We start from the raw sequence: 639 nt of genomic DNA on the forward strand, positions 1-639 counted from the left end.
CGCTGTACCGATCGGGGGTAGACGGGTACGTCGGGTACAGCGAACCTGAACGCCGGGGGATCCAGGCCGGGAATCGACTAACCGACGAGCAGCGACGCCCGATACTCCATCGCACAAGCACCACGGCCATCGCAACACACGCACACCCCCACGCAGGAGGCAGTCAGCATGCGGTCCCCGTCCGTCCTCGTCGCCGCGCTCTCGATCGCACTCGTCGCCGCGACCAGCCTCGCTGCCGGCGCGCCCGCCGGAGCAGCGGCCCTCCCCGCCTCGTCGAAGGCGACCTCGACCGTGCCGGACGGCCGGACGATCCCGAAGACGAACGTCACCACGAACGGCCGGACCTGGAAGCAGACGTTCCGCGCCGGGTTCGACAGTGCCGCGCCGGTCGGCAAGTTCGCGGCGACGTACCCGCGGATCGGTCTCTACGACGGCTTCACGGACACGACCGGCAAGGGGAAGTACGCGCCGTCGAAGGTCCTGAGCGTGAAGGGCGGCGTGCTCGACTTCGCGCTGCACACCGAGAAGGGCCAGCCCCTCGTCGCGGCGATCATGCCCGACGGGTACGCCCCGCACAAGACGGGTCGGGTGTCGATCCGGTACAAGACCACGAAGACCCAGGGCTACAAGTTCTCGACG

1 pseudogene is annotated in these 639 nt (G+C 69.0%); it reads left to right on the top strand.

Annotated features, from left to right (window positions below):
• Nucleotides 1–168: 168 nt before the first annotated feature.
• Nucleotides 169–639, top strand: a pseudogene (locus BIV01_RS19600) (hypothetical protein); the annotation flags it as partial.

It is taken from the genome of Curtobacterium sp. MCBA15_013 (assembly GCF_001865095.1).
Taxonomy (GTDB): Bacteria; Actinomycetota; Actinomycetes; order Actinomycetales; family Microbacteriaceae; genus Curtobacterium.